Here is a 23,877-nt window from a genome sequence, read left to right as displayed (position 1 = left end):
TTGCGATCAAGGCGTCACATGGCATGGCATGGCGCGACAGTGCGCCATTTTAAGCCAGCAAGGCCCGCATGACATATTCCCCCGACGTATCGACACCTGACAAAACCGTCGCGAGCGGAAGGTAGAGGTGGCTAAGAAGCGCAACCGTGCTGAAGCACGGTGAGCATCGCAGGCTACCTATACCGACGCGCAGCAGCTTAGGCCAGGCGTCCTCAGACAGGTGTTTTGAAGATCGGATCGACGATAAACTGCTGCGCCTTGATGCGCAAGGTGCGCTCTTCGTCCAGCTCGGCGCGCGTTTCGCCCAGCTCTTCGCGTTCCGCTTCCAGTTCCAGGCGCGCGGCCGCCAGTTCCGTTTCCACGCGCGTCAGGCTTTCCAGCTTCAGCTGGGCCTGGATCAGTTCCGCGCGCGCCGCTTCGGCGGCCTCTTCCAGGCGCGGGATGCCTTCGAGCTTGAACTGTGCCTTGGCCAGGTCCATGCGCGCCTGCTCGGCCGCCTCTTCCAGGCGCGGCAAGCCTTCCAGGCGCAGCTGCGCCTTGGCCAGGTCCGTTCTAGCCTGATTCGCCACCTGCCGCTCACGTTCGAGTTCCTCGCGCAAGGTTTCCAGCTCGCCCGCCTGCAAGTCGAGCAACTCTTGCTGGCGCTCGTTCTCGCTGGCCAGGTCCATCAATTCCTGTTGATTGTCGTTCATCTCGGCTTCATGCGCGCTGTGGCTGGCGCTTAATTCCTGCCCTACATAATCGAGGATGGCTTGCTGCAGCACGGGCGACAGTTCGGCGGCGGCGGCGATCTGGCGCTGCGCACCGGCCTTGCGGCGCTGCAAGAGCTTGCTGATGGTGCCCAGGCAGGCGCCGTTACCCAGCCGTTCGCGCAAGGCGCGCACCGTAATGGCCTGGCCTTCGCCCGCCATCGCTTCCATTGCCGCATTGATCTGTTCCGCGCTTACTTTTGCCATGTCGTCTGCTCTTGAATGTTGCCCAGGGCAATCTTGCCCAGGGGCATTATCTTATGCCAGCGGCGGCAAAGCGTAAAGTATTTCTCAATAGTAATTGCAATTGCACAACGGAAGCGCGAGAAAACATGCGGCCTGGCGTGTTTTACTCTTCCAGCAAGCCGTTTTCCGTGAGCATATCCTGTACCAGTTCCAGGCGCAGCACGGGATTGTCCTGACTCAGCAGCAATTGCTTTTGCATGGCACTCAGGGACAGCAGCTCGCACCAGCGGTTCGCCACCCAGCCGCACTCGTCGAGGCGGTACGGCGGCTGCAGGGGCATTTGATCGGGCGGAATCTTTTGCTCCTGCAAGGTGCGGATCAGGGCACCCAGTGCGTCGGCCACGTTCTGCTGCTCCTGGGGGATGGGAATGGTTTTATCGGGCGGCAAGGTTTCGACCTGCGCCATCCACAAGCCGTTTTTCAGCTGTTCGCTGGAGACGATGTGAAAGCGCTGCATGCCCATGCATTTGATTTGCAGCAAGCCCGACAAGGGCGCGGCCCAGTCGATGACGCGCGCCAGGGTGCCCACGGGCGCCAGGGTTTCCAGCTGGCCCGGCTTGCGCACTTCCGCGCCGTCCAGCAGCTGCACCACGCCGAACGGCTGCTCTCCCATGATGCACTGACGTATCATGTCCAGGTAGCGCACCTCGAAGATCTGCAGGGGCAGATAGCCATCGGGATACAGCACCGTATTGAGCGGGAACAAAGGTATCGAGGTCATGGCGCATGATGGCACGAATGCGATATCCGTGCTGCGCGCCTTATGCGTCCTTTACTTATAAAAACGGCGCTTTTTCGCCCGCTCCGCCGCCTTCGGCGCCAGCACTTTCACGATCTTTTTCTGAATCGTGCCGCCGGCGGACGTGCCCGGCACGCGGTGTTCCACCTCGAAACCGGGCTCCTCGTTGCGTTTCAAGGTTTGCCGCGTCAGCGCTTCCACGGCCGACAGCAATTCCACTTCATCGGCGCAGACGAGGGAAATGGCCTCTCCCGAAGCGCCCGCGCGGCCCGTGCGGCCGATGCGGTGGATATAGTCTTCCGCCACCGTCGGCAAGTCGAAATTGACGACGACGGGCAATTGATCGATGTCCAAGCCACGGGCGGCCACGTCGGTGGCCACCAGCACCTGCACTTCCGCCGATTTGAAACGCGCCAGCGCGCGCAAGCGGTTCGGCTGCGTCTTGTCGCCGTGGATGGAATCGGCGCGCACGCCCTGCTCCAGCAAGGTATTCACCAGCAGCTCGACGCCCTTGCGCGTCTTGACGAAGACGAGGACCTGGCCCCAGCGCTTTTTCTTCAGCAAGTGCAAGAACAGTTCCGGCTTGCGTTTCTTGTCGCACACGATCACCGACTGCTTGACGGCCTTGACCGTGCTGTTGCGCGCGCTCACTTCCACCGAAATCGGGTCTTTCAGCATTGTTTTCGCCATGGCGCGGATGGCGTCCGAGAACGTGGCCGAGAACAGCAGGGTCTGGCGCTGCTTGGGCATCGTCATCAGCAAGATATCGAGTTCGCGCTCAAAACCTAGGTCCAGCATGCGGTCCGCCTCGTCCAGCACCAGCGTCTGCACCTGCTCGAACTTGACGGCGCCCTGCGTCTGCAAGTCCAGCAAGCGGCCCGGCGTGGCCACCAGCACGTCGAGGCCCTTGCGCAGCTTGCTGATCTGCGGCTCGATGGGCACGCCGCCATAGGCGACAAAGCTGCGCAGCGGCAAGTTGCCGCCATAGCTGCGGAAGCTGGCATAGACTTGCTCGGCCAGCTCGCGCGTGGGCACCAGCACCAGCACGCGCACGCATTGCGGCGCCACCACGCCTTCCAGGGTCAGGCGCTGCAGCAGCGGCACGGCAAAGCCCGCCGTCTTGCCCGTGCCCGTCTGGGCGGCGGCCATCAGGTCGCGCCCGGCCAGCACGGCCGGGATTGCCTGTGCCTGCACGGGCGTGGGCTTGGCATAGCCGAGCTCATCGAGTTTGCGGGCCAGGGGATCGATCAGGCCGAGGGAGGAAAACGTCATGGGGAAAGCAATCTTGGCAAATGAAAAGGCGGCGCGCACGGGCTGGCCGCGCGCGCAATTGCCGAGATTATAGGCCAGCGGGGATGCCGGCCGGGGTTTTCAGCGCGAGAACATCGCCATCAGAACTTCATTTCCAGGGTGGCGCGCGCCTGCGGCGAGCTCGGCGAGATGCTGTTGCGCACGATGGTTCCGCTGGCGTCCGCATAGATGGTATCGCTTTCGAAGTCTTGCGCCAGCAGGTTAGACACGGCCAGGCGCAGCTGGTTCTTCGCATCGAATTTCCACAGCGCATAAATGTCGAGGTCGCGCCGCGGCGACGTATAGGCGCTCTGGCGCTCGGTGATGCGCACGGGGCCGCCATTGCGGAAGTTGAAGCTGCCGCCCGTGGTCAAGACGCCGTCCGGCGTCTTGTAGTCGAGGCCAACGTTGCCGCTGACGGGCGTTTGCTGGTCGAGCCGGTTGTTTGGCCCCGGCACCTGCTCCACTTGCGACCAGTTGCGGCTGACGCTGGCGCGCAGGTCGATGGCCGGCACGGGCGCGGCCAGCACGGCGCGCAGCGGGAACTTCGCTTCCAGTTCTAGTGTCTGCGTATTGGCGCGGCCATCGTTGACGGGCGTGGAGACCCAGCGCTCATTGATAAACAGCAAACCCTGGCGCGTATAACCATCGATACGGCGGGCCGAGGCGCGCGCGCTGAGCAAGGCGCCTTCGGCCCAGTAGTGCTCGTAGGAAGCGTCGATGCCCAGCGCCAGCTCCGGCTTCAGGTAGGGATTGCCTTCGCGGTCAGGGTCCGTCTGGCTGTTGTTGGTCGAGGTATTGCGGCGCGGAATCAGGCTCGACGTCGGCTGCGCCTTGTAGGTGCGCGTCAGGGCAAGGCGCACCTGGTCGCCCTTGGTATCGGGCAACTTCCACAGGGTTTGCAGCAGCGGGCTCCACACGCTGGTACGCTGGTTCACTTCGTCGTAGGTATCGCCCGCGCTGCGCGTATCGATGCCTTCCCAGCGCACGCCCGCATACATGGACCAGCGCGGCGTGATTTCCCATTCATCCTGCACGTACAGCGCCAGGCGCTTGATGGTGGCGTCGAAACCCTCGTCGCTGTTGACGGGCGGACGCACGCCCAGGGCCGCTTCGCGCTGCCGGCGCGTTTCCTCGCGCTCCGTGTAGGCGCCATCCCAGCCCATCGACAGGGCATGGCCGGGCAGCAAGGGCGAGGAATACTTGCCGGTGGAACTGACGCCGTTTTCCGTCGCCTTCACGCCCACCTTGCGCTCGAGCGCCAGGCCGCCGCCGTCGATAAAGCCTTGCTGCAGGCTGTCAGACGTATTGCGGGCGGCCGAGGCGCCGATCTTCAGTTCCAGTTTGGCGCCGCCGGCCAGCTTGTGCATCCACGTCAGGTCGCTACGGCCGAACGCGTTGTGGTTGCTGGAACTGCCCGTATTCGTGTCGTAGTCGGGGCGCACGCCCAGTTCTGTTTCCGCGCGGCTGAAATTGCGGTGATTCGAGCGTCCGCCGTTGAAAAAGAATTGCGCCGTCACGTTGTCGCCGTTGGCCAGCACCCAGTTCAGGCGCGGCGACAGATTGATGCCTTCCGGGCGGCCATCGCCCGTGCCGTTCGTGCGACGCAGCAGGTTTTGCCGGCCGTCGGGCGCGTAGCCCAGTTCCAGGCCGGGATTGTCGTAATGGTAGTCGTAGCGGTACAGCGAACCGGCCAGCGAGTATGAAAAATTGCCGTCGCGGTCGGACAGTTGCAGATTCACGCTGGGCGAAAAGCTCACGTCGCTGCCTTGCACACCCAGCTTGAGTTCGCGCTGCGCCGTCTTCACGGCTCTCTTGAGCACCACATTGATGGTGCCGGCGATCGACTGCGTGCTGTACTCGGCGCTGGCCGCGTGCAGGATCTCGATGCGCTCGATCACGTCGGGCGACAGGGTGTCGAGCGAAAAACCGGCCGGCGCCCGTTCGCCGTTAAGCAATATCTGCGTGTAGCCGCTGCCCAGCCCGCGCATGCGGATTTCGCCGCCCGAGCGCCCGGCTGCGCCGGACACGGTAATGCCGGGCAAGCGTTTGAGCACGTCGGTGACGTTCGTGTCGCCATACTTGAGGATTTCCTCGCTGCCCACGATCATCTTGCTGGCGGTATCGTCGCGGCGCGGATCGTAGCCGCTGCCCTTGACTTCGACGGTTTGCATGGGATTTTCAGCCTTTTCGGCCTTCAACGGCACGGCGGCGGTATCAACGGCCGGCGTTTCGGATTGCTGGGCATGGGCATTCCATGCAAGTAAAACGGCGGAACAAAGGACGGTGAGGCGGAGGCAACGGCGTGGCATCATGACCTGACTGAAAAAAGTTGGCTGAATAAAAATGGCTGAAAGCTAAAAAACAGGCCGCCGTATTGTGCTGTAATTTTTTCTGACTGGCACAGTTTCCTGAAAATATTTCCTATAGCAAATTAAATTCGGCGGCAGGCTGCGATACGCCCCCTTGCATACGGCGCATATCATTGCGCGCCACATCGCCGCTATAATGCGTTTTCACCATTGTTCCCATCACCCCGTCAAAGGCTTCCCATCGTGTCTGACCGTCTTGCCGTCCTGCCTCAATATCTGCTTCCAAAAGGAGCGTTGACCAACTTTGCCGGCCGGATCGCCGGCGCCAAAGGCGGCGCCATGACCACGCGTTTGATCCGCTGGTTCGTCGGCCGTTACAACGTCAACATGGATGAGGCGCTGGACCCGGACATCACGCACTACACGAGCTTCAACGACTTTTTCACGCGCGCGCTGCGCCCCGATGCCCGTCCGCTGGCCAAGGCCGACTACATCTGCCCCGTCGATGGCCGCATCAGCCAGTTCGGCAAGATCGACAAGGACCAGATCTTCCAGGCCAAGGGCCACAACTTCAGCACCACGGCCCTGGTGGGTGGCGACGCGGCGCTGGCGGCCCAGTTCGAACACGGCAGCTTCGCCAACCTGTACCTGAGCCCGCGCGACTACCACCGCATCCACATGCCGTGCGACGGCCGTTTGACGCGCATGATTTATGTGCCCGGTGAATTGTTCTCCGTCAACCCGACGACGGCGCGCGGCATTCCCGGCCTGTTCGCCCGCAACGAGCGCGTCGTCTGCGTGTTCGACACGGCCAACGGCCCCTTCGTCATGACCCTGGTGGGCGCCACCATCGTCGGCAGCATGGCCACCGTCTGGCACGGCGTCGTCAACCCGCCCCGCACGGGCAAGATCCGCGACTGGAGCTATGCGAACGACAATGTGGTGCTGAAACAGGGCGAAGAGCTGGGCCGCTTCCTGCTCGGCTCCACCGTCGTGATGCTGTTCCCGAAAGACACCGTGCAATTCAACGCCAACTGGCAACCGGCCGGCCCCGTGCAACTGGGCGAAGTCATGGGCAACCTGCCCAAGTAAGGCATCCGGACGCGCGCCTATACGGGCGCGTCAGTCTGGTACATCTCCTCCATCAGATCGAGAAACGCGCGCGTCTTGGCCGGCATCAGGCGCCGGCCGGGAAATACGGCCCAGCCCGTGACCAGCGGAAAACTCCACTCCGGCAACACGCGCACCAGCTCCCCCGTCGCCACATAGGCCTTGGCAAAGCGGTCCGTGCTGGCCGCGATGCCCACGCCCGTGCAGGCCATGCGCACCAGCAATTCCGGCGAGTTCGCCAGCAGGCGCACGGGCAAGTCGCGCTCCCACGTCGTCTTGCCGCGGATCAAAGTCCAGTGCACGAGGCCATGCACGGCACGCGGTAAGCTCAGCAGATCATGGCCATATAAATCGTCGGGATGCTCGGGCAAGCCGTGCACGCTCGTGTATTGCGGCGAGGCATACAAGGCCAGCGTACTGAAGGCTACGCGGCGCGCGGACAGGCTGGCGTCGTCGGGCAAGTTGCCCATGCGGATGGCCAGGTCGAAGTTCTCTTCCAGCAAATCCACGCGGCGCGCCGACAAGTCGAGTTCCAGCGAAATGGCCGGATAGCGGCGCACGAATTCGGCCAGCACCTGGCGCATCAGCGCGTCGCCGAAGTCCGCCGGCATGGAGATGCGCAGCAAGCCGCTGGGTCCCGCCTGGCGGTGCTGGGCCAGCGCGCCGGCCGCTTCCGTTTCCTCGACCACCTTGCGCGCATGTTCGAGCAGGCTGGCGCCAAATTCCGTCAGCGCCAGCTTGCGCGTGGTGCGCAGCAGCAGCCGCTCGCCCAGTTTCGCTTCCAGCTGCGAGATGCGGCGCGACAGGGTTGACTTGGGCAAGTCCACGCGCACGGCAGCGCGCGAAAAACTGCCGCACTCGACGACGCGGGCGAACAGCAATAAATCTCCGGGATCGATATCCATAGCTTTGATTGTTCCATTGGTGGATTAATGTTATCCATTTTAACGGCTTCCGGATGGTTTTTGGAATTGCTATAGTTCATCCATCGCAAGACACCTCACACGGAGAAACAAGATGAACATCCTGCAAATCAATTCCAGCGCCCGCAGCACCGGCTCCGCCTCGACCCGCCTGGCTGACGCCATCGTTGCCCGCGTACAAGCCGCCAATCCTGGCGCCGCCCTGGTCCGCCGCGACCTGGCTGCCCAACCGCACCCTGTGCTCGACGAGCCGACCCTGCAAGCGCTGTTCACGCCGGCCGACAAGCGCACGCCGGAACAGGCGGCCCGCATCGCCCTGGACGACGCGCTGATTGCGCAAGTGCAGGCAGCTGACGTCATCGTCATCGGCGCGCCGATGTACAACTTCGGCATCACCGTGCAACTGAAAAGCTGGTTCGACGCGATTGCCCGCGCCAACGTCACCTTCAAGTACACGGAAAACGGTCCCGTGGGCCTGTTGACCGGCAAGAAAGTCTACGTGGGTCTGTCCCGCGGCGGCTTGCACCGCGATAGCGCCAACGATAGCCAGGTGCCTTACCTGAACACCATGTTCGGCTTCCTGGGCCTGACCGACGTGCAATACGTGTATTCGGAAGGCATGGGCATGGGCCCGGAAGCCGTGGCCAAGGCGCAGGCGCAAGCGGACGCCGAGATCAACGCGATCCTGGTGTAATCCCCAGCAGTGAAAGGGACGGCGCACTGGCGCCGTCCCGGCCTAGAGGAGAGAACAATGAGCGACATCACCACCGTCAACAAGCCACGCGCCGTCGAGCGCGTGATCGCCGGCCAGGCCGTCATGGATGGCGCCGGTGTGAAGATCAACCGCGTGCTGACGCAGCAGCTGCAGCGCCGTCTCGACCCGTTTTTGATGCTCGACAACTTTGCCAGCGACAAGCCGAACGACTATATCGCCGGCTTCCCCGAGCATCCGCACCGGGGTTTCGAGACGGTGTCGTACATGATCACGGGGCGCATGCGCCACAAGGACAGCGCGGGCCACGAAGGCTTGCTGACGTCGGGTGGCGTGCAATGGATGACGGCTGGCAGCGGCGTGATCCATTCGGAAATGCCGGAGCAGGAAGAAGGCGTGATGGAAGGTTTTCAGCTGTGGCTGAACCTGCCCGCGCGCGACAAGATGCGCACGCCGTGGTACCGCGATTTCACGAGCAGCGAAATCCCCCGCTACACGACGGACGCAGGCGTGGCCGTGCAAGTGATCGCCGGCGAGAGCCATGGCGTGACGGGCGCCGTGCAGCGCGAATTGACGGAACCGCTGTACCTCGATATCGACTTGCCAGCTGGCAGCAGCTTCGAGCAGCCCTTGCCGCCAGGCCATAACGCCTTCCTGTACACGTTCCGCGGCGAAGTGCGAGTCGATGGCAAGGCCGTGCCCGCCCTGCGCATGGCCATCTTCGCCAACACACCGGGCAGCGACGGCGTGCGCATCGAGGCACCGGAAGGCGGCCGCGTGATCCTCGTCGCCGGCCAGCCCTTGAACGAGCCGATCGCGCAGTATGGCCCGTTTGTCATGAATACCCAGGCGGAAGTATTCCAGGCCGTACAGGATTTCCGCGAAGGCAAGTTTGGCGAGACGGCCGCGCAGTAAATGATGTATCTCAGCAAAAACCTGCAGTGCCTTTAGGCCTGCAGGTTTTTTTACGTGCCGACTATGTTGTTGCTTTTCAATTACACTGGCGGCAACCTCATTCAACAAAGCATTCCATGCAGCCGACCCACACCGAACACGACGCCACCCATTTGCACGCCCACCTGAAAGGCGACGCCAAGCACACCCACTCTTTCGAGGGCCGCAGCCAGAGCATCCTCGCGTGGGCGCTGGGCCTGACCCTGTCATTTGCCGGCATCGAGGTGGCGGCCGGCTTCCTGTCCAATTCGCTGGCCCTGATTTCCGATGCGGGCCACATGGTCACGGACGCGGCCGCGCTGGGCCTGGCCCTGCTGGCGCAGATCATCGCGCGCCGCCCGCCCTCGCCGCGCCACTCGTTCGGCTTCGGCCGCGCCGAAGCACTGGCCGCCTTCGTCAACGGCCTGGCCATGCTGTGCGTGGTGGGCTGGATCTGCTATGAAGCCGTGCTGCGTTTTTCCGCCCCGCAACCCGTCAAGGGCGGCATGGTCTTCATCGTCGCCTTCATCGGCCTGGCGATCAACGTGGTGGTGGCGTGGGTACTGTCGAAAGACAAGCAAAGCGTGAACACGCGCGCCGCCCTCGTGCACGTGATGGGCGATTTGCTCGGCTCGGTCGCCGCCATCGTCGCGGGCGCCGTAATTTACTTTACGGGCTGGATGCAGATCGACCCGCTGCTGTCCGTGCTGGTATCGCTGCTGATCCTGAAATCGACGTTCGGGGTATTGAAAGAGTCCTACCACTTCCTGATGGAAGGCGTGCCCCTGCACATCGACTACATCGAAGTGGGCACGGACGTCGAGCAAGTGGACGGCGTAATCGCCGTGCACGATCTGCATGTGTGGGACATGTCGCCGGGCCAACCGGCCCTGATCGGCCATGTGGAAATCGAGCACCTCGACCATTGGCCGAAGGTCTTGCGGGCGATCAAGAAGATGTTGCTGGCCAAGCATGGCATCGACCATATTACTTTGCAGCCGGAGACGGCGGCGATGGCGGGGCTGCATCAGGGTGACAAGACGCATTAATTGAACCCAACGGCAAAGACCGGGGTCAGACCCGCCGGGTCTGACCCCAGCCTCTGCTCTCGGGGTAACTCCAACTAACTGCGCCGCGCTTCCAGGACCCCGCTGACATCCTTGATCACATTCAGCGCCTTCAACAGCTGCGCCGTCGAGCTGATCTCGGCCGTAAACGTCATGCGGGCCTGGCCCTTGGCGCTTTGGGTGTTGACGCCGATCACGTTGATCTTTTCGCGCGAAAAGATTTCGGAGATGTCGCGCAGCAAGCCCTGGCGGTCGCCGGCCAAAATGAAGATGTCGACCGGATACACGGTGTCGTGGCCGCCCGTGCTGCCCCATTCGGTAAAAATCACGCGCTCGGGCGATTTGGCGCGCATTTCCTCGAAGTTTTTACAGGTGGCGCGGTGGATGGAAACGCCCTTGCCGCGCGTCACAAAACCGACGATGCTGTCCGGCGGCGCCGGCTTGCAGCACTTGGCCAGCACCGTCATCAAGCCTTCCGTGCCGACCACCAGCACGCCGGACTTGGCGCCCTGCTCCACGCTGGAAGCGCGGCTTTTACCCACCAGCACGGCGTCTTCCGGCACCACCACTTCGCCATTGTCGTGCAGCGCCTGCTCCACGTGGCGCAGGCTGAATTCATCCTTGCCCACCGACAGGAACAGCTCGTCGACCTTGGCAAAGCCCAGCTTTTGCGCCAGCGCCTCGAGGTTGACGGCCGTCTTGCCTTCGCGTTGCAGGGATTTTTCCACCAGCGCGCGGCCATGGGCCAGGGTTTCCTGCATGTCGATGGCGTGGAACCAGGCGCGGATCTTCGAGCGCGTGCGCGTGCTGACGGCGTAGCCGGCGCTGAGCCAGTCGCGCGACGGCCCGGCCGTGCCCGGCGCGCCCTTGGCCGTGATGATTTCGCAGGTCTGGCCATTCTTCAGCTGGGTATTCAGGGGCACCATGATGCCGTCGACCTTGGCGCCGCGGCAGCGGTGGCCCACGTCCGTGTGCAGGTGATACGCAAAGTCAACGGGCGTGGCGCCGACAGGCAATTCCAGCACCCGCGCCTGCGGCGTCATGACGAAGATGCGGTCGTCCAGGGTGGCCGATTTGAGCTTTTCCACCCATTCGCGCTGGATTTCTTCCTGGCCCACGACGGCGTCGGCCACTTCCGTCTTCCAGGCCAGCAACTGGCGCAGCCAGGCGATCTTTTCATCGTACTTCTGGCCGGCAAAGTTCGAGCCGCCCTCCTCCTTGTAGCGCCAGTGCGCAGCCACGCCGTATTCGGCAAAGCTGTGCATTTCATTCGTGCGGATTTGCACTTCCAGCGGGCGGCCATCCTCGGCCGTCACCACCGTGTGCAGCGACTGGTAACCATTCGGTTTCGGGCGCGAAATGTAATCGTCGAATTCTTTCGGGATGGGAGTCCAGATATTGTGGACCACGCCCAGCACCGTGTAGCAAGTTTTCACGTCGGCAACGATGACGCGGAAGGCGCGCACGTCGTACAGGGCCGTGAAATCCAGTTCCTTGCCGCGCATCTTGTTCCAGATGCTGTAAATGTGTTTCGGGCGGCCAAATACTTCCGCCTGGATACCGGCCGAAGCCAGTTCCGTCTGCAGGCGCAGAATCGCCGAGGACACGAAGCCCTCGCGCATCATGCGCTTTTCTTCCAGCATCTTGGCGATGCGTTTATACGCTTCCGGTTCGATGAAGCGGAACGACAAATCTTCCAGTTCCCACTTCAGTTGCCAGATGCCGAGGCGGTTGGCCAGCGGCGCGTACAAATCCAGCGTTTCCTTGCCGTACTCGCGCGTCATTTCATTGAACAGCTTTAAGTCGGCAAAGTAACGCAAGGTCGTCACGCAGGCGGCCAGGCGCACCAGCACGACACGCATGTCGGACGCCATCGCCAGCAACATCTTGCGCAAGGTTTCCACCTGGGCCACGGCTTGCTGCGCAGCATTCTTGCCGCGCCCGCCAGCACCGCCGTGCTGCGCCTGGGTCAGCGCACGCAAACGAATCAGCTGGCGCACGCCTGTCGCCAGGTCGCACACCTGCTTGCCGAAGCGCGGCTCGATGTCGGCCGCCGTGTCGGGTTCCAGCAAGGTCAGCTCGAACATCAGGCCGGCGATGCGTGTTTCCGCATCGCTGCGCAGGAACGCCAGGGTGGTGGCCACGCCGATGGCGAAGTCCAGCGCGGAGCGGCCGGCAAAGGTCTGCTTGTCGCCATACGCTGCGGTGGCATACGCGAGCGCGTCCAGCACGCGCGCGCAGTCCGGCGCACTCAAGCCCTCTACCAGTTGTTCCGAGGTGGCGCTATTCGGGGCCGAGATGGAAACCATGTGATACCTTATAAACTTAACAACTCAATAACTTAGCGCTCTGCAGCGATGATGACGATTTCTACCAAGCAAGCCGGATTGGCCAGTTTCGCTTCCACGGTGGCGCGCGGCGGCGTGTGGCCGGAAGCGACCCAGTCGTCCCACACTTCATTCATGCCGTCGAAATCCTTCATGTCGGCAATGTAGATCTGGCACGACAGAATGCACGTCTTGTCGCTGCCCGCTTCCATCAGCAAACGGTCGACGTGGCCGAGCACTTCACGCGTCTGGCCGACGATGCCTTGCGTGGTGTCTTCCGCGATCTGTCCCGCCAGGTAGATGGTGTTGTTATGTATCGCTACTTCAGAAAGGCGTTTGCCTACGTGCAGTCGTGTAATTTCCATGCTTCTTCTTTCGGTTGTTTCAAAATCTGTACAGCGGTATTGCTTGTTGCCTTCTTACTTGCCCAGCAAAAACTTGCGCGCGATGGCGATCTGGTCGTCGTGGACGAAAGTGGGCGCATGGCCCACGCCGGCGATTTCCACCAGTTCCGCTTTCGGGCCGCGGCCCAGCATGATCTGCGCCGTCTCGTGCGACAGCAGATCGGATTCCGAGCCGCGCACCAGCAAGGTGGGGCAGCGCACGGCATCGTACGCGGCCCACAGCATGGCTTCGTCGCTGGCCGCCGATTCCGGCGTGGCCGAGCGGAACGGCATGGCCAGTCCCATATCATAGTGACGGCGCCAATGGCCATCCTTGTCCTGCCGCAACACATCGACTGCCAGTTTATGCCATTCCGCATCCGTGTGCGGGCCGAAGCTGGCGGACACGTCGCGCACAAATTTGGCGCCCTGCTCGAAGGTATCGAAACGCAAGTCCTGGCCGATGTAGTCGCCGATGCGCTGCAAGGCTTCCGGCGCCAGGGTTGGGCCGATATCGTTCAATACCAGCTTGCTGATCGGGCTGTGCGGCAACGAGGCCAGGCCCAGGCCGATCAAGCCGCCCATCGAGGTGCCGAACCAGTCCACCGTCTGGCGCTCGCCATTGGCCAGCACGCGCGCCAGCAGGGTCACCATGTCGCTCACATACTGGGGCACGCGGTAGAACTGGGGATTGGCCAGCCAGCCCGAGCGCCCGCGTCCCACCACGTCGGGGCAGATCACGCGGTAATCGCTGGCCATGGCGCGCGCCAGGTTGTCGAAGTCGTCCGCCACGCGCGTCACGCCATGGGCGCAGACGAGCACGTTCGGATTGTCGGGTGCGCCCCACTCCTTGTACGACATGGTATGCAGGCCTGCGGGGGAGATGCACTGGACGGATTTGATGCTCGCTTCGATCATTCGATTTCCTTATTCGATATAAAAAGAGCACCGCTTTCTGCCTGCCAAGGGATGTCCCGCGCGCGACGCTACGGCAGTGTAGCGCAGCGCGGGCAATGCTCCAAGCGCGCGGCTGAATTGCTGCGTCGCAGCATAGCACTGGCACATTCGCCATGGCGCAATACCCGATATAGCGAAACTGCATATCTGCGGTTATCCACAATTGAGCACGCCTGCCAATGGGCGGATGATTCGCAGCATCAACCCGCAAGAGGAGACCACTCGTGAAAAAACCATTCTATAAAATCCTGTACGTACAGGTGCTGTTCGCCATCGTGGCTGGCGTGCTGCTGGGGGTGTTCTACCCTTCGAACGCCGTCGACATGAAACCGCTGGGCGACGGCTTTATCAAACTGATCAAGATGATCATCGCCCCCGTGATCTTCTGTACCGTGGTCTCCGGCATCGCCGGCATGCAGGACGTCAAGAAAATCGGCCGCGTGGGCGGCAAGGCCCTGCTGTACTTCGAAGTGGTCTCCACCTTCGCGCTGGCCATTGGCTTGCTGGTTGCTAACATCCTGAAACCGGGCGCCGGCTTCAACGCCGATCCGGCCCACCTCGATGCCAAGTCGATCGCGCAATACACGCACGCCGAAGGCATGAGCACCGTCGACTTCCTGATGAATATCATCCCGAAGACCTTCGTCGATGCCTTCGCCAAGGGCGACATCCTGCAAGTGCTGTTGATCGCCATCCTGTTCGGCTTCTCGCTGTCCCTGCTGGGCGAGCGCGGCCGTCCGGTCACCAAGCTGATCGACGAGCTGTCGCATGCCATCTTCGGCATGGTCAACATCATCATGAAAGTCGCACCGATCGGCGCGTTCGGCGCGATGGCCTTTACCATCGGTAAATACGGCCTGGCGTCGCTGATTCCGCTGGCAAAACTGATGGGCTCGTTCTACCTGACCTGCTTCCTGTTCGTCTTCGTCGTGCTGGGCCTGATCGCCAAGTACACGGGCTTCTCCATCGGCCGCTTCTTGCTGTACATCAAGGAAGAACTGCTGATCGTGCTCGGCACCAGCTCGTCGGAATCGGCCCTGCCGGCCCTGATGAAGAAACTCGAGCGCCTGGGCTGCTCCAAGCCAGTCGTCGGTCTGGTCGTGCCGACCGGTTACTCGTTCAACCTGGACGGCACCAATATCTACATGACCATGGCCGCCCTGTTCGTGGCACAGGCAACCAACACGGAACTGACGATCTGGCAAGAGCTCACCATCCTGGGCGTGGCGATGCTGACGTCGAAAGGCGCGTCCGGCATCACGGGCGCCGGCTTCATCACCCTGGCCGCCACCCTGGCCGTGGTGCCGACGATTCCCGTGGCCGGCATGGCGCTGATCCTGGGCATCGACCGCTTCATGAGCGAATGCCGCGCGCTGACCAACTTTGTCGGTAACGGCGTGGCCACCATCGTCGTGTCGAAATGGGAAAAGGAACTGGACATGGACAAGCTGCACAGCGAGCTGGCCCATCCCACCCACCCGACCGACGACGCCTACGTTGCACCGACCGTCAATATCGTCAAGTAAGCCCGCCAAGCAAGCTGTACTCTCCATTGAAAAGCCCCGCAGAGCGATCTGCGGGGCTTTTTGCATGCGCGAGGGGTTTTTTATTGCATCATCAACATATGGTAAATCATGCATCAATATTTCATCGGATGATCAATGAATGAAAAACCATTACAGTGCTGTCTATTGTTCGCCGCCAGGCTCCCGCATAATGACATTGCGTTAATGCAAGCCAGACACCGAACCATCCACCTTTGAATGGAGTACGCCATGTCCCTCTCGCCCGCCCTCTACGCCACCTGGTCCCCACGCTTGCTGGGCTTGCTGCGCATCATCCTCGGCTTTCTTTTCCTGCAGCATGGCACGGCAAAACTGTTCGGTGCGCCGCACGTGGCCATGTTCGACGGCTTGCAACTGTTTTCCCTGATGGGCGCGGCCGGGGTCATCGAGCTGGTGGGCGGCAGCTTGCTGCTGGTCGGCCTGTTCACGCGCCCCGTCGCCTTCATCCTGTCGGGCCAGATGGCAGCCGCCTATTTCATCGCGCATGCGCCTGCCGGCTTTTTACCGATCCTGAACGGCGGCGAAATGGCCGTGATGTACTGCTTCACCTTCCTGTACTTCGCAGTTGCTGGCGCTGGCGCCTACAGCCTGGACGGCTTGCGCGGCAAGGCTGGCGCCGCATAAACGACCGGGCTAGCGCGAGCACTCCAACGGATAGGGCCGTTGCTCGATCACACCCTGCATGCGCAACGGCGCGCTGCCGGCAACGGTCCTCACTTGCAGGGCCGGGGCCTGCATGGCGCCGTCGGGCAATACCCTGTCCTCGCAATGGCTGAACAAATTGGCCGGCCGGTCGCCGATCGACCAATGCGCCAGGCCCAGCGGATCGCCAGCCAGCTGCAACGGCGGGAGCGCATAATCTTGCGCCAGGCCCGTCATCATCCACGCCAGCGACAGGTCGGACAACGACCGTGAATCGGCGTAACCACCACCGATATCGGCATGCGATCCGGGAAACCAGAGTTCGCTGACGCTCGTGTAGTCCGCATTAATGGGCGGACACAGCAAGATGGGATGGAAGCGGCTGCGCTTTTCATCGCGCGACACGGCGTGCAGGATGCGGCGGATCGGCGGATAGGAATCGGACTTGTAGCGGTCGCCGTCCCTGCCGTCGCTCATTTCCTTGCACACACCGAAGTCCTTGAACAGGGAACCGGGCACGGTATCCCACAGGCCGAGAAATTGGATTTCCACCGGCACCACGGCAACCTTGAAACGTTCGCGCAGTTCTTTACCGGCGATCGGCTCCTGTCCCGGCCGCCACGCCTTCCACGCATCCACATAGGCTTCATCGTTCTTGCGCTTGACCACTTCGAGGATGGCGTTATCGCGCCGAAGCCGTTGTTCGATATCGTCTTCCGACCTGGCCGGCACGCCCGCATAGGCGATCAGGCCAGCCAGTGCGCGGGCCTGGTGGGCGCCACGGCTGAAGCCCAAAATGTAGAGCTTGTCACCGGGGCGAAACGCCTGCGCGACGAAGTCATAGCCGCGCAGGATACGCGGCTCCATGCCAAGGCCGAGACTGGCGCCCAGCACGGGACTTTCGACGCTGCCCACGCCTTCGATATAGATGGCGCTGGTCTGCGCCTCGTCGGCATGGAGCACCGCATCAAAGACCCGGCGCACATTGGTCCCGGAGGCGCTGTCATTGCGCGTCCCATCCAGAAAGACAAAGATGTTTTTTGCCAGGGCGGGATCGCCCGTGAATACTTTCTCCGTCACCACTGGGTTGACGTGCTCGCCGCCGGCGGCAGCACAGGCGGACAGCAACGCCGCCAAGCCCGCTGCCAACACACTCCCTGCCATGCGCCTCAGTAGTGGCGATGCGTACCAGTTTGCCTTCATGACTGCTCCTTGTCGTGACTTCGTCTGCCCTGCACCGTTCCAGCATAGGCACACTCCAGGGACAGCCTTAGACATGGCGCAGACGTAGTGCGTGCGCGGCGAAAAAAAAAGCGGACATCGCTGTCCGCTTTTTTTATGCATGCAACGATCCGTTTATACGGCGGAAACGTCCAGCTCCGCGCCCGTGGCCGCCTGCACCTGCTCCTTGGTCACGCCCGGCGCCAGTTCCACCAGCTTCAAGCCGTTTTCCGTCACGTCGATGACGCCCAGGTCGCTGATGATGACGTCGACCACGCCCACGCCCGTCAGCGGCAAGTCGCATTGTTTCAGCAACTTGTGCGACGTCGTGCCATCCTTGGCCGTGGCCACGTGCTCCATCAGCACAACGACGCGCTTGACGCCGGCGACGAGGTCCATCGCGCCGCCCATGCCCTTGACCATTTTGCCTGGAATCATCCAGTTCGCCAGGTCGCCCTTTTCCGACACTTGCATGGCGCCCAGGATAGCCAGGTTGATCTTGCCGCCGCGAATCATGCCGAACGAATCGGCCGAGCTGAAGTAAGCGGCGCCGGGCAAGGCCGTCACCGTCTGCTTGCCAGCGTTGATCAGGTCGGCATCAACCTCATCTTCGGTGGGAAACGGGCCGATGCCCAGCAAGCCGTTTTCCGACTGCAAAAACACTTCGATATTGTCCGGCACATAGTTGGCCACCAGGGTCGGCAAGCCGATACCCAGATTCACATAAAAGCCATCCTGCAATTCCTTTGCCGCGCGCGCGGCCATTTCATCTCTTGTCCAAGCCATGATCATCTCCCAATCTTGTATTTAGTCGGCGCGCACGGTGCGCTGCTCGATGCGTTTTTCCGGGTTCGCGTTGACCACGATGCGGTGCACGAAGATGCTCGGCGTGTGGACCTGGTCCGGGTCGATCTCGCCCACTTCGACCAGTTTTTCCACTTCCACGATGGTGATCTTGCCCGCCATGGCCACGTTCGGGTTGAAATTGCGCGCCGTCTTGCGGTAGACCAAATTGCCGGCACGGTCGGCCATGTAGGCTTTGACCAGGGCCACGTCGGCCACGAGGCTGCGTTCCATCACGTATTGTTCGCCGTCGAATTCGCGCAGTTCCTTGCCGTCGGCAACGATGGTGCCCACGCCCGTCTTGGTGAAGAAGGCGGGGATGCCGGCGCCGCCGGCGCGCAGTTTCTCGGCCAAGGTGCCTTGCGGCGTGAATTCCAGCTCCAGTTCGCCGGCCAGGTACTGGCGCGCGAATTCCTTGTTTTCACCCACATAGGAGGCGATCATTTTCTTGATCTGGCGCGTGGTGAGCAGCTGGCCCAGGCCGAAGCCGTCCACGCCCGCGTTGTTGGAAATGGCGGTCAGGCCCGTCACGCCCGAATCGCGCAAGGCGCCGATCAGGGCTTCGGGAATGCCGCACAGGCCGAAGCCGCCGACGGCGATGGTCTGGCCATCTTGGACGATACCGGCCAGCGCCGAGGCGGCGTCAGGATAAACTTTATTCATGGGTGTCCCTCTATCTTTTGTTAAGCTTTGGTCTTGAGTCCATGACTCAGGCAGCGTCTCAGCATAAAATACGCGAGTGGAAAGTACAATACCGTAGAACTACCGGCGCCGTGCCGGCAATCCCCCTGTGAGAGTGATACGCATCAGATGAACGCCGCGTCAGCCATCGATTATGAAAGCATCTTCCTGCACGCGCCCGTGGGCATGTGCATGTCGGAAAACCGCATCATGCGCAGCTGCAACGAAGCGCTGGCGGCCATGTTCGGCTATGCGCGCGCCCAGCTCGACGACCAGTCCTTCGAAGTACTTTACCCCACGCACGACGAATTCCTGCGCACCGGTGACCGCATCATCCCCATCATGAACGCCAGGGGCCGCTATTCGGACGAGCGCATCATGCGCCGCAGTAATGGAGAATTGTTCTGGTGTCACGTGACGGGCCACGCCATGCTGCCGAACCAACCGCTGGGAGCGGGCATCTGGACGTTCGAAGATGTCAGCGAGAAACGCCCCGTAACGGCGGAACTGACCCCGCGCGAGCGCGAAATCGCCGCCCTGCTGGTGGAAGGCAAGACCAGCAAGGTCATCGCCCGCCAGATCGACCTCAGCCCCCGCACGGTGGAAATGCACCGCGCCAAGCTGATGCGCAAATTTGCCGCCTCGACGTCGTCGGAGCTGGTGCACAAGCTCGTGGGACTGCAGCTGCAGCGCTAGCGGCGGAATTTACGGCGAACTGGCCTGCTCCCGCATTGCCTGCTCATACTTGATGATTTTCAGTACCCTGGAGTTGGCGAAATACTGGATGCAATTGAGCGGCGAATAGAAAATATCGGTCTTCCATTCGCCCGCGATCAATTCCTTGCCTGTCGGGTCGTCCGCAGGCTGGAAAATCGTATCTGCCAGAATGCGATGGACACCCGACACATTCGGTCCCGACTCATGCCACGTCGAACTGTGCATGACCACGAAATCGCCGGGATTGAGGATAGGCGTGACTTTGACGAACTGGATGTTGAAACTGTCAGGGTTGATTTCGCCGGCATCGCCGAGATAACCGAGTTTATGCGAGCCGACATAAAAACTCATCGCACCGTTATCCTCGTCCACACGGCTCAATGCGGTAAAAATGCTGCATTTGTTCAAGTTACCCAGGTGGTAACAGCTATCCTGGTGCAGGAATACCTTGTTCGGACTGAATGCATCCTTGATGACGAAGCGGTGATTGTATAGCGCCACGTCGGGACCGAATATGCGCGACAGCGTTGCGGCATACACCGGCGCGCGGTACATTTCCAGCAGTTTCTGCGGCAATTCCTCGGTCAGCGAAACGGGATTGGCCTGGCTGACATTGCGGCCGGCACGTAGCTTGGCATCATAAAAAATATCCCACTCATGCTGCCATTGCGCCAGCAGATCCGGTGCAATCGCATTACGCACGACAAAAACGCCTGTCTCCCGGAAAACCTCCGGCAGGAACTGCTCCCCGCTGATGCGCTGCAAGACGTCTTGGGTCTGCTCATTGACTACAGCCAGTGTCATCGCCACTCCTAGATAAAGCGGAACGTCAGTTCATTGTCTTGCGTGTTTTTGAACTTATTGCACTTCGCCAGCACGTTATATTTGATAGGAAACAGCTCGCGGTCAGGCGTTTCCAGAATATCAATTTCAATGATGTCGAAATCGCGCAGCAAGGCGCTCCAGCCATGCTCGGTAATACGCCAGCAGTCCGGAATCGGACCATGGATGCGCCAGTTCAAGGGGGCGGAAATGAGCAGATAGCCTTCATGCTTGAGGATGCGGCGGATTTCCTTGACGGTGTCGAAGGGGTTGAGCGTATGTTCGATCACTTCCAGGCAGACGACGCAATCATACGCGCTGTCGGCGATCGCCGAATTGACCTTGGTGATGTCGCCCACCAGCGTGGGGCTGTAAGTGTCGACGATATCAAAGGTGTCGACGCTGAAATTGTTGAAGTTTTCGCGCACGGTGGAGCGGTCCTGCGGCCCCACTTCCAGCAGCTTGCCCGTCTCACCGGCAAGCTTGGCGGCCGTTCTTGCCACAAAAGCGTTCAAGTGATCGCGTGCCAGCTGAAACGTGTCATTGTCAAACTTCGAAGGAGTTGCCATCGTAAAAATTCTCGTATAGTGGTTATGCCCGGACGCTATGCCGCAAGCAAAAACATCATAGCCGCTAATTTTCCCTGTGGCAACAATACCTTCCCTCTGCCGCTTACATGCTGGCCATGCCGCCATCGGCGGAGATAATCGCGCCATTGATGAAGTGCGAATCCTCACCCGCCAGCAACAGCAGCAGGCCGTCGAGGTCCTCCGGCTTGCCCGGCCGTTTATTCGGCAGCATTTCGATCAGTTTCTTGCCCTGCTCGGTAGCGAAATAATCTTCATTGATCTCGGTGGAAATGTAGCCGGGGCAGATGGCGTTGGTGTTGATGCCATATTTACCCCATTCGACAGCCATGGCGCGCGTCATGTGCACCATGCCCGCCTTGCTCATGCAGTACACGCCGATCTGCGGCAGCACCTGCAAGCCGGCCATCGAGGCGATATTGATGATGCGGTGCTGTTTCTTCGGGTCGCCCTTGGCGCGCGCGATCATGCGCTTGGCCGTCTGCTGGGCCACGAAGAACGAACCGCGCAGATTGGTGTCCATCACGAACGAGTAATCTTCGGGCGTGACGTCGACCAGACGTTGCGTGGTGGAGACACCTGAATTGTTGACGAGGATATCGATGGGACCCGCTTCCGTTTCCGCATGGGCGATGGCCGACTTGATGCTGGCAAAGTCGGTCACGTCGAGCGACACCACGTGCGCGGCACCGCCGTCCGCTTCGATCTCGGCGCGCAATTCCTTCAGGCGTTCGGTGCGGCGCGACGCCAGCACGACCTGCGCGCCCGCCTGGGCCAGCACTTTCGCAAAGCGCGCGCCGAGGCCACTCGATGCGCCGGTAATCAGGGCAATCTTGCCCTCGAAATTGACTTCTATGCCCACGAGCTACTCCTGTTTTATTTTAAACAACACTTTACGCCATGCCCATGGCAATCGGGCAAATTCCCCCGCCGCGCACTCGAGCAAAAGTAAACGCCATCATTACACAAAATGGCCGGATTTAGATTGCGGCGAGGGGCAATGTCACGCAAAATGGCGCCAAAGTTGCAATCCTCGTCAAAAACAAGCACACTCGTGCTTAAATTTCCCCGATGATGCTTTATTCCCTATCCTTGCTACCTAATTGAGTGACTATAAATCGAGACCATGACACAGCCTAATAACTTAGTTGAACAGTACGGACCGCGCGAAACCATGGAGTATGACGTGGTGATCGTCGGCGGTGGCCCCGCAGGCTTGGCCGCGGCGATCCGCCTGAAGCAGCTGGCCGCTGAAAAGAGCCAGGAAGTGTCCGTCTGCGTGCTGGAAAAAGGCGGCGAACTGGGCGCGCATATCCTGTCGGGCGCCATCATGGACCCGAAAGCGCTGACGGAATTGATTCCGAACTGGAAAGAACTGGGCGCGCCCCTGAACACCGAAGTAACGGAAGACCGCATCCTGTTCCTGACCGAAACGAAAGCGTACAAGACGCCAGGCTTCGCCGTGCCGGCCTGCTTTGAAAACCATGGCAACTACATCGTCTCGCTGGGCAATGTGGTGCGCTGGATGGGCCAGCAGGCGGAAAACCTGGGCGTGGAAATCTTCCCGGGCTTCCCTGCCGCGGAAATCCTCTACAACGACGACGGCTCCGTGAAAGGCGTGGCGACCGGCAACATGGGCGTCAAGCGCGACGGCCAGCCCGGTCCCGATTTCCAGCTGGGCATGGAACTGCACGCCAAGTACACCCTGTTCGCCGAAGGCGCGCGCGGCCACCTGGGCAAGCAATTGATGGCCAAGTATGACTTGAACGCCGGCAAGGACCCGCAATCGTACGGTATCGGCATCAAGGAATTGTGGGAAATCGACCCGGCCCAGCACAAGCCGGGCCTGGTGATCCACTCGAGCGGCTGGCCGCTGGACACGAAAACCTATGGCGGTTCCTTCCTGTACCACCTGGAAAACAACCAGGTGATGGTCGGCTACGTGGTGGGCCTGAACTACGAAAACCCCTACCTGTCGCCGTACGAGGAATTCCAGCGCTATAAAACGCATCCGGAAATCCGCAAGTTCTTCGAAGGCGGCAAGCGCATCTCGTACGGCGCGCGGGCGATTGCGGCCGGCGGCCTGCAATCGCTGCCGAAGCTGGTGTTTGCCGGCGGCGCGCTGATCGGCTGCGATGCGGGCTTTTTGAACATGAGCCGCATCAAGGGCAGCCACGCGGCCATCAAGAGCGGCATGCTGGCGGCGGACGCGGCCTTCGGCGCGCTGGGCGAACAGCGCCAGCACGACGAACTGACGAGCTACCCTGTTGCGTTCGAGAAATCCTGGCTGCATGAAGAACTGCACGTGGCGCGCAACGTCAAGCCATGGCTGTCGAAAGGTTTGTACCTGGGCAGCCTGATGACGGGCATCGACCAGCTGATCTTCCGCGGCAAGGCGCCGTGGACCCTGCACCACTCGCATGGCGACCACGAATGCCTGAAACCGGCGGCCCAGTCGAAAAAGATCGTGTATCCGAAACCCGATGGCAAGCTGACCTTCGACAAGATGTCGTCCGTGTTCATCTCGAACACGAACCACGCGGAAGACCAGCCCATCCACCTGACGTTGAAGAACGCCAGCGTGCCCGTCGATGTCAACCTGGCCACGTATGCGGGTCCGGAAGCGCGTTACTGTCCCGCCGGCGTGTACGAATTCGTGAAGAACGACGACGGCGCCGAACGCCTGCAGATCAATGCGCAAAACTGCGTGCACTGCAAGACCTGCGACATCAAGGACCCGACGCAGAACATCGTGTGGGTGACACCGGAAGGCGGCGGCGGCCCGAACTATCCGAATATGTAATTGTCATCGCATCATCGCGTCATCACGCGTAGCTGGACAACAGCGCGGCACCCTCGGGTGGCCGCGCTTTTTTTATCTGGCGATGTCACTGCAGCGTCAGACGGCACAGCCCAGGCAAGATTCCGGCATCCCCCACTTGCCGACGCCGGAATCTTTTACTTTTTTTGCAATCTTTCTTGCCGCTGTGGCCTGCCAGGAACACCAAAATTTGTTCAATGATGCACTAGGGCAAAATTCCGTGGGGAAAT

At 61.2% G+C, this 23,877-nt stretch carries 22 protein-coding genes; 8 read left to right on the top strand and 14 right to left on the bottom strand.

Going from position 1 to position 23,877, the window contains the following annotated elements; genetic code table 11:
• Nucleotides 1-212: 212 nt before the first annotated feature.
• The 4 genes from AC3RCG_RS13020 to AC3RCG_RS13005 all read right to left on the bottom strand — a co-directional run bounded on the left by AC3RCG_RS13020 (nucleotide 213) and on the right by AC3RCG_RS13005 (nucleotide 5,198).
• A complete protein-coding gene (locus tag AC3RCG_RS13020) occupies nucleotides 213-956 on the bottom strand; it encodes a DNA-binding protein (protein ID WP_046684938.1) in 744 nt (247 codons plus the stop codon).
• Between the two features lie 142 nt (nucleotides 957-1,098).
• Nucleotides 1,099-1,716: an LON peptidase substrate-binding domain-containing protein gene (locus AC3RCG_RS13015; RefSeq protein ID WP_070287945.1), complete on the bottom strand. Its 618-nt coding sequence runs from the start codon at nucleotides 1,714-1,716 to the stop codon at nucleotides 1,099-1,101.
• Nucleotides 1,717-1,767: 51 nt separating this feature from the next.
• Nucleotides 1,768-3,006, bottom strand: coding sequence for a DEAD/DEAH box helicase (locus AC3RCG_RS13010; protein WP_492404807.1), 1,239 nt, complete (start codon nucleotides 3,004-3,006; stop codon nucleotides 1,768-1,770).
• Nucleotides 3,007-3,125: 119 nt separating this feature from the next.
• Nucleotides 3,126-5,198, bottom strand: a complete 2,073-nt coding sequence (locus AC3RCG_RS13005) for a TonB-dependent receptor plug domain-containing protein (RefSeq protein ID WP_492404805.1) — start codon at nucleotides 5,196-5,198, stop codon at nucleotides 3,126-3,128.
• A 381-nt stretch (nucleotides 5,199-5,579) separates the two neighbouring features.
• Here AC3RCG_RS13005 and asd point away from each other — a divergent pair, with 381 nt between their 5' ends.
• Entirely contained in the window at nucleotides 5,580-6,428 is an 849-nt protein-coding gene (gene asd / locus AC3RCG_RS13000; RefSeq protein ID WP_492404803.1) for an archaetidylserine decarboxylase, read from the top strand.
• Nucleotides 6,429-6,445: 17 nt separating this feature from the next.
• Here asd and AC3RCG_RS12995 read toward each other — a convergent pair whose 3' ends face one another.
• Nucleotides 6,446-7,351, bottom strand: coding sequence for a LysR family transcriptional regulator (locus AC3RCG_RS12995; protein WP_070311834.1), 906 nt, complete (start codon nucleotides 7,349-7,351; stop codon nucleotides 6,446-6,448).
• Nucleotides 7,352-7,463: 112 nt separating this feature from the next.
• Here AC3RCG_RS12995 and AC3RCG_RS12990 point away from each other — a divergent pair, with 112 nt between their 5' ends.
• From AC3RCG_RS12990 to AC3RCG_RS12980, 3 genes are all read left to right on the top strand, one after another.
• Nucleotides 7,464-8,063 carry an FMN-dependent NADH-azoreductase gene (locus AC3RCG_RS12990; protein WP_070287943.1) on the top strand — a complete coding sequence of 200 codons (600 nt, stop codon included), beginning with the start codon at nucleotides 7,464-7,466 and terminating at the stop codon, nucleotides 8,061-8,063.
• 57 nt (nucleotides 8,064-8,120) lie between these two features.
• Nucleotides 8,121-8,996 (top strand): pirin family protein, encoded by an 876-nt coding sequence (locus AC3RCG_RS12985; RefSeq protein WP_409026547.1) that lies wholly within the window; start codon nucleotides 8,121-8,123, stop codon nucleotides 8,994-8,996.
• A 116-nt stretch (nucleotides 8,997-9,112) separates the two neighbouring features.
• Nucleotides 9,113-10,063, top strand: a complete 951-nt coding sequence (locus tag AC3RCG_RS12980) for a cation diffusion facilitator family transporter (protein WP_070221555.1) — start codon at nucleotides 9,113-9,115, stop codon at nucleotides 10,061-10,063.
• 74 nt (nucleotides 10,064-10,137) lie between these two features.
• On the opposite strand, the gene AC3RCG_RS12975 is transcribed toward AC3RCG_RS12980, so the two are convergent.
• From AC3RCG_RS12975 to AC3RCG_RS12965, 3 genes are read right to left on the bottom strand one after another with little or no spacing between them, the layout of a single operon-like run.
• Nucleotides 10,138-12,390: a RelA/SpoT family protein gene (locus AC3RCG_RS12975; protein ID WP_492404800.1), complete on the bottom strand. Its 2,253-nt coding sequence runs from the start codon at nucleotides 12,388-12,390 to the stop codon at nucleotides 10,138-10,140.
• A gap of 32 nt (nucleotides 12,391-12,422) precedes the next feature.
• On the bottom strand, nucleotides 12,423-12,773 hold the full coding sequence (locus AC3RCG_RS12970) for a RidA family protein (protein ID WP_070221557.1): 351 nt from the start codon (nucleotides 12,771-12,773) through the stop codon (nucleotides 12,423-12,425).
• 54 nt (nucleotides 12,774-12,827) lie between these two features.
• The gene (locus AC3RCG_RS12965) at nucleotides 12,828-13,709 is read right to left on the bottom strand and encodes an alpha/beta fold hydrolase (RefSeq protein ID WP_070221558.1); all 882 of its coding nucleotides are present in this window, start codon (nucleotides 13,707-13,709) and stop codon (nucleotides 12,828-12,830) included.
• 263 nt (nucleotides 13,710-13,972) lie between these two features.
• On the opposite strand from AC3RCG_RS12965, the gene AC3RCG_RS12960 reads away from it, so the two are divergent.
• Nucleotides 13,973-15,274, top strand: coding sequence for a dicarboxylate/amino acid:cation symporter (locus AC3RCG_RS12960; protein ID WP_070221559.1), 1,302 nt, complete (start codon nucleotides 13,973-13,975; stop codon nucleotides 15,272-15,274).
• Nucleotides 15,275-15,523: 249 nt separating this feature from the next.
• Nucleotides 15,524-15,937: a DoxX family protein gene (locus AC3RCG_RS12955; RefSeq protein ID WP_070221585.1), complete on the top strand. Its 414-nt coding sequence runs from the start codon at nucleotides 15,524-15,526 to the stop codon at nucleotides 15,935-15,937.
• A gap of 9 nt (nucleotides 15,938-15,946) precedes the next feature.
• Here the strand turns inward: AC3RCG_RS12955 and AC3RCG_RS12950 are convergent, their stop codons facing one another.
• The 3 genes from AC3RCG_RS12950 to AC3RCG_RS12940 form a co-directional block, all read right to left on the bottom strand.
• Complete coding sequence (locus tag AC3RCG_RS12950; protein WP_162995627.1) at nucleotides 15,947-17,158, bottom strand: phospholipase effector Tle1 domain-containing protein; 1,212 nt, start codon at nucleotides 17,156-17,158, stop codon at nucleotides 15,947-15,949.
• Between the two features lie 153 nt (nucleotides 17,159-17,311).
• A complete protein-coding gene (locus AC3RCG_RS12945) occupies nucleotides 17,312-17,962 on the bottom strand; it encodes a CoA transferase subunit B (protein WP_070221586.1) in 651 nt (216 codons plus the stop codon).
• Between the two features lie 21 nt (nucleotides 17,963-17,983).
• A complete protein-coding gene (locus AC3RCG_RS12940) occupies nucleotides 17,984-18,682 on the bottom strand; it encodes a CoA transferase subunit A (RefSeq protein ID WP_034752348.1) in 699 nt (232 codons plus the stop codon).
• A 147-nt stretch (nucleotides 18,683-18,829) separates the two neighbouring features.
• On the opposite strand from AC3RCG_RS12940, the gene AC3RCG_RS12935 reads away from it, so the two are divergent.
• Nucleotides 18,830-19,396, top strand: coding sequence for a LuxR C-terminal-related transcriptional regulator (locus AC3RCG_RS12935; RefSeq protein ID WP_070221561.1), 567 nt, complete (start codon nucleotides 18,830-18,832; stop codon nucleotides 19,394-19,396).
• A 9-nt stretch (nucleotides 19,397-19,405) separates the two neighbouring features.
• Here the strand turns inward: AC3RCG_RS12935 and AC3RCG_RS12930 are convergent, their stop codons facing one another.
• The 3 genes from AC3RCG_RS12930 to AC3RCG_RS12920 form a co-directional block, all read right to left on the bottom strand.
• Complete coding sequence (locus tag AC3RCG_RS12930) at nucleotides 19,406-20,221, bottom strand: phytanoyl-CoA dioxygenase family protein (RefSeq protein ID WP_070221562.1); 816 nt, start codon at nucleotides 20,219-20,221, stop codon at nucleotides 19,406-19,408.
• A gap of 8 nt (nucleotides 20,222-20,229) precedes the next feature.
• Nucleotides 20,230-20,754 carry a class I SAM-dependent methyltransferase gene (locus AC3RCG_RS12925; RefSeq protein WP_240453602.1) on the bottom strand — a complete coding sequence of 175 codons (525 nt, stop codon included), beginning with the start codon at nucleotides 20,752-20,754 and terminating at the stop codon, nucleotides 20,230-20,232.
• 157 nt (nucleotides 20,755-20,911) lie between these two features.
• Entirely contained in the window at nucleotides 20,912-21,688 is a 777-nt protein-coding gene (locus AC3RCG_RS12920; protein WP_070221564.1) for an SDR family oxidoreductase, read from the bottom strand.
• Nucleotides 21,689-21,952: 264 nt separating this feature from the next.
• On the opposite strand from AC3RCG_RS12920, the gene AC3RCG_RS12915 reads away from it, so the two are divergent.
• On the top strand, nucleotides 21,953-23,629 hold the full coding sequence (locus tag AC3RCG_RS12915; RefSeq protein WP_409026550.1) for an electron transfer flavoprotein-ubiquinone oxidoreductase: 1,677 nt from the start codon (nucleotides 21,953-21,955) through the stop codon (nucleotides 23,627-23,629).
• The last annotated feature ends 248 nt before the right edge of the window (nucleotides 23,630-23,877 follow it).

The sequence above is a fragment of the Janthinobacterium sp. GW823-FHT01H08 genome (genome assembly GCF_058797855.1).
This window is presented reverse-complemented; position numbering and strand designations above follow the sequence as displayed.